We start from the raw sequence: 4,685 nt of genomic DNA, 5'->3' as shown, positions 1-4,685 counted from the left end.
AGTCGGCGCTCGCGCAACGTGGCGAGCTGATCGAAAGTTTGTTTCGCACGATCGCCGAAGCGCAATTGGAACGAGAACAACGCAATCGATTGCCGACGCAACCGGCACAGCCGGTTCCACCGCGTCAGGGCAATCCGAATCAGCCGACGAATGTCGAAATCGCTCCTTCGCCCTTTCCCAATCGAACCGAGGCGAATCGGGGCAACGCTGCCACGCAAATCCCACGCATCAACGTCCGCAGCCGCGAAGCCGCCGATTTTGCCCAAGAGTTGGTCGATTTTTACGTCACCGTCGACCGATTGGTGATCGATCTGCGCGAGCACTCGGTACGCACGCCTAGCATTCGCCCGTTATTGCCGCAAGCGTATCGGATCGCCGCCGACGCTCGCACGTTGATCCAGAGCTGTGATAATCTCGCCGCGTTGCAACCGATCGCGTTGCCGTATTCCGAGTTGGATTCGCGATGGCGGCAATTGTCGTTCAACCTGCGTTCACTCGACCAACTCGATAGCGAATGTACGAGCTCGATTCGGCGTGCGGACCAGTTAGTTGCCTCGATGGAACGACGACTGGGGATCGGTCCTCAATTTGATCGATCGCAACTTCGTGACTTGATGATTGTCGCATCAACGTGCATGGAAACGCTGATTGATGATCTGCAGTTAGCTGCGATCTCTAGCCGCGATGCCGAAACCTTGACGCATGATTGCCGACTGTTGCAACAAAAACTGCTCAGCCAAGCTCAATCGGTCGCCGAGGGTAGTTACGAGGATGTGGTGTCGCGATTTACCGAGTTTGTGGGCCAATGGAGTCCACTGGGGCGACGCGTCGCGGCGATCAATGATCGCCATCTCAATCGGCGATTGGATCGAATTCGCGATGTCGCCAATCAAACGTATGCGCTGCTTTGGATTCCTCCGCCGACCAGTGCAGTGGACGTGCGAGCGGCTTCGGTTCGCTTGGAATCGAGTGTTAGCAATTTGATGGACCAGCTGACGCTGCGGTCGATGGTTGCGCTGAATCCGTCCGAGCAAATCCATGTGATGGAAGCGAGTCGCCGGTTGTACGAACAATGTCGGCAACTTGAAACGGCGACCGCGCGGAACGCGTCAATCCGAGATTTGGCCACCACGTTCAAGAAGATTGATTCAGATTGGAACACGCTGCGGGCTTCGTACATTCAAATGAGGACGCTGCCTAACAGCGCCATTGTCGAAATCGACAGCGTTTGTGAGCAGTTGCGTCAAGCACTAAACGTATCGGCGTCAAGCGGGACGCCGGTGGATTTGGCCACTTTGGTCCAAGCGGCAGCGTCGTTGGAGGGGCACGCGGAATATTTGGATGCCGATGTGCAGCGTTTCAGCCGCTATATCAATTCGCAATCGCGCCGCAATTTGTTGGTGGATGGTTCAAAAGACTTTTATATTCACGCGAAACGACTGCATTCGCAGTTAACGTCGCGTGCCGATTTCGGTGAGCTACAGCGGGAAGCGAGCCATTTGATGGACAGTTGGCAGCAATTGAGCAGCGAAATTAACAATTTGCAGCGAAACGGCGTCCCCCAGCGATCGGCCGAAATGCTGCAGCGTGCTCATCGCGAAATGGTTCCCTTCGTCGCACAATTGGGCGCCGCACTGATCCAACGCTGATCGCCGCGATCGTTGTCCGTGTTCGATCGTAACGCCCCACCCCCCGCCCCGTGATTTCGGCCAAGTACTAGGGAAAACGACGGGCATCAGGTATGGTATTCGCAGACCCTGAGTCCAATTCCAGCTAACCAAAACAAGATGACGATTCAACGTAACCCTACCCGCAGCGTCCAAATCGGCTCGATCACCGTCGGCGACAATCATCCGATCGCAGTCCAAAGCATGACGGCGACCAAGACGCAAGACATTGATGCCACAGTTGCTCAAGCCGAGGCGCTCCGCGAACAAGGCGCCGGCGTGGTTCGCATCGCGGTCGATAGTGACAAGGACGCCGCGGCATTGGCGGAAATTCGCCAACAGACAACCGCGAACTTGGCGGTAGATTTACAGGAAAACTTTCGTTTGGCCGAAAAAGTCGCTCCCTACGTCGACAAAATCCGCTACAACCCCGGCCATTTATACCACCATCAACGTGACAAACCTTGGCAAGACAAGGTGCGGTTTATCATCGATCAAGCGAAAGAGCACGATTGCGCAATCCGTATCGGTGTGAATTGCGGCAGCATGGATCCGGCTAAAAAAGAGATGTACGATCCTGCGGATTCAATCACCCCGATGATCGAATCGGCTCGTGAACATTGCGAGTTGGTCGATTCGCTCGACTTCACCCGCTACGTCGTTTCGCTCAAAGACAGCGACCCTCGGAAAGTGATCGAAGTCAACAAGCGTTTTGCTGAATTGCGTCCTGATGTGCCGTTGCATCTTGGGGTGACCGAAGCAGGCATGCCGCCCGATGGGATTGTGAAAACGCGAATCGCGTTCGAGCAATTGATTGGCAAAGGAATCGGTGACACGGTTCGCGTTTCGTTGACGTTACCCAACGACCGGAAACCCGAGGAAATCGACGCGGGCCATTCGATCGTCCAAGACATCTATAGTGGCCGAGTGCGCAGCGTCGTCGTGTTTGATGATTCGTCGCTGAACATCATCAGTTGCCCAAGTTGTTCACGGGTCGAAAACGAAGCGTTTATCGAATTGGCCGCCAGTGTCAAAGAGATGACTGAATACGCTAAAAACCACGCGATCACCATCGCCGTGATGGGATGCCGTGTGAATGGACCAGGCGAAACCGACGACGCGGATCTCGGATTGTGGTGCGGCCCAGCAAAGGTCAATTTGAAACGAGGCACCGAGGCGCTCGGCGCGTTCGGTTACGACGAGATCTTGCCCAAATTAAAGCAAGAGCTCGACGATCTGATCGCCCGCAAAGGCTAGTCATCAGCCACGCGTGCTCCAGGGGTGAACCCTGAGCCGCGACGTGTCAGAGAACGTCCGGCTCAGGCCAGAGGCCGACACCTCCTCTGGCGTGGCCGTAAGGCCACGGGATGTAGCGAATGAGCTGCAAAGGCCGGAGGCCGACACAATGCACAATGACTGTGTAAATGTGTCGGCCTCCGGCCTTGGGTTTGCTGCATTCCAAACCGGTGGTTAACACCACCGGCATGAATTGTACCGGCCTCCGGCCCCAAAAGAAAAGAACGAATGCGAGTTGTTAGAGTCACCCTAAGCCGGACGTTCTCGTCAGCGGCCGGGTCCCACGCACGCCGTCCCACGCACGACCCGGTGCCTAACGGCCAATGCCATCTACATTGGCACTAAACGGGTGGCGTTTGTAGCGGTGCGGCGCGGGGCCTCGCCCGGTCTAAACCGAACGTTTTACTCGCCTCAACCGGACGGCTCGCGCCCAATGCCATCTACTTTGGCAACCATTGGGGGATGCTAAAGTGGTGGGATTCGCCAGAATTCCCATCTTTGTTGTTGAAACATCAGGAACTCTGGCGAGTCCCACTAGGAAAGTAGATGGTATTGAGCTCGCGCCGTGCCGCTACCAAAGTAGATGGCATTGGCCTAACGGCTCACGGTTAAACGAAGCATTCGGCAGTCAGGCTACACCAACAAGCCGTGGACGGCTTTCGCTACATGGATGCCTGACCTCCGCTACGCGATTTCGGCTAGTTTCGCGGCGGCGTTATCGCACAAGGCGCGGGCTTCGGCCTCACTTTCCGCTTCGGCAATCAATCGCACAATCGGTTCGGTGTTGCTGCCGCGAACCAACAACCACTTGTCGGGCCACGCTAAACGCAATCCGTCTCCGGTGCTTGCGGTTGCCTCTTTGTGCGTCGTGATCAACGCGTCGAACAGTTTTGGTAACTTGTCGGCAGAAACATCGGCCTTGGATTTGTGGATATGCAGCCTCGGTAACGCATCGGCTAACTCCGCCAAGCTTTTACCGGTCGCGGTCATCAAATCCAGCACCTGAGCCATTCCGACGAAGCTGTCGCGAACATACCCGACTCGCGGATCGATCGGGCCGCCATTACCTTCGCCACCGTATTTCGCCTGTTTCGCGATCATCATATCGGCGACATTGGCCTCACCGACGCTGCTGCGAAACGCTTCGACACCCGACTCGGCAGCCAATCGTTCGCTCATCCCGCTGGTCGCCCCGTTGATCACGATCGCACCGCGTGTTGCTTTGTGTTGCATCGCACGCTGGACACACAATGCCAAGGTGTATTCTTCGCCGATGTAGCGGCCGTCGGCGTCGACCAGCGCCAAACGATCGGCATCGGGGTCCTGGCAAAACCCGATGCTGCAGCCGTGCTGACGAACTTGTTCGGCAATCCCTGTCAAATTGTCGGCCGTAGGTTCGGGAACATGCGCAAAATTGCCGTCTGGCGTGTCCCCCACAATCACCGCATCACACCCGAGTGCGGCGAGCAGTCGTTTGCCCAACAATCCGCCTGCGCCGTGATTGCTGTCTAGCAATACGCGGTGCTTTGCTTTGGCGATTGCCGCAGCATCGACGGTTGCTAAAACCATGTCCAGATGTTCGGCATGCGGATCCGCGTCGCTGGTTGCCGATCCAATTTTGTCAAACGAGCACCACGCCGCTTCGCCAGCCAAGTAGGCATCGCGGATTGATGCTCCGGTGACCGCGTCCAACACTCGTCCGTCAGGGCCAAATAGTTTAAT

The 4,685-nt window shown here is 56.4% G+C and carries 3 protein-coding genes; 2 read left to right on the top strand and 1 reads right to left on the bottom strand.

The annotated features are described in order from the left end of the window. On the top strand, positions 1 to 1,649 hold a 1,649-nt coding region (locus tag RMSM_RS41385; protein WP_040769582.1), incomplete at its 5' end, for a hypothetical protein. Between the two features lie 138 nt (positions 1,650 to 1,787). Beyond that, positions 1,788 to 2,924, top strand: coding sequence for a (E)-4-hydroxy-3-methylbut-2-enyl-diphosphate synthase (gene ispG, locus RMSM_RS27220; protein WP_008704546.1), 1,137 nt, complete (start codon positions 1,788 to 1,790; stop codon positions 2,922 to 2,924). 723 nt (positions 2,925 to 3,647) lie between these two features. Here ispG and RMSM_RS27215 read toward each other — a convergent pair. Beyond that, positions 3,648 to 4,685, bottom strand: a 1,038-nt coding sequence (locus RMSM_RS27215) for a phosphohexomutase domain-containing protein (protein ID WP_040769581.1), incomplete at its 5' end; no start/stop codon positions are given.

Origin of the sequence: Rhodopirellula maiorica SM1, assembly GCF_000346295.1 — a bacterium.
GTDB classification, from domain to species: Bacteria; Planctomycetota; Planctomycetia; order Pirellulales; family Pirellulaceae; genus Novipirellula; species Novipirellula maiorica.
Note: the sequence above shows the minus strand (reverse complement) of the source record. Positions and strands in the feature narration are given on the sequence as shown.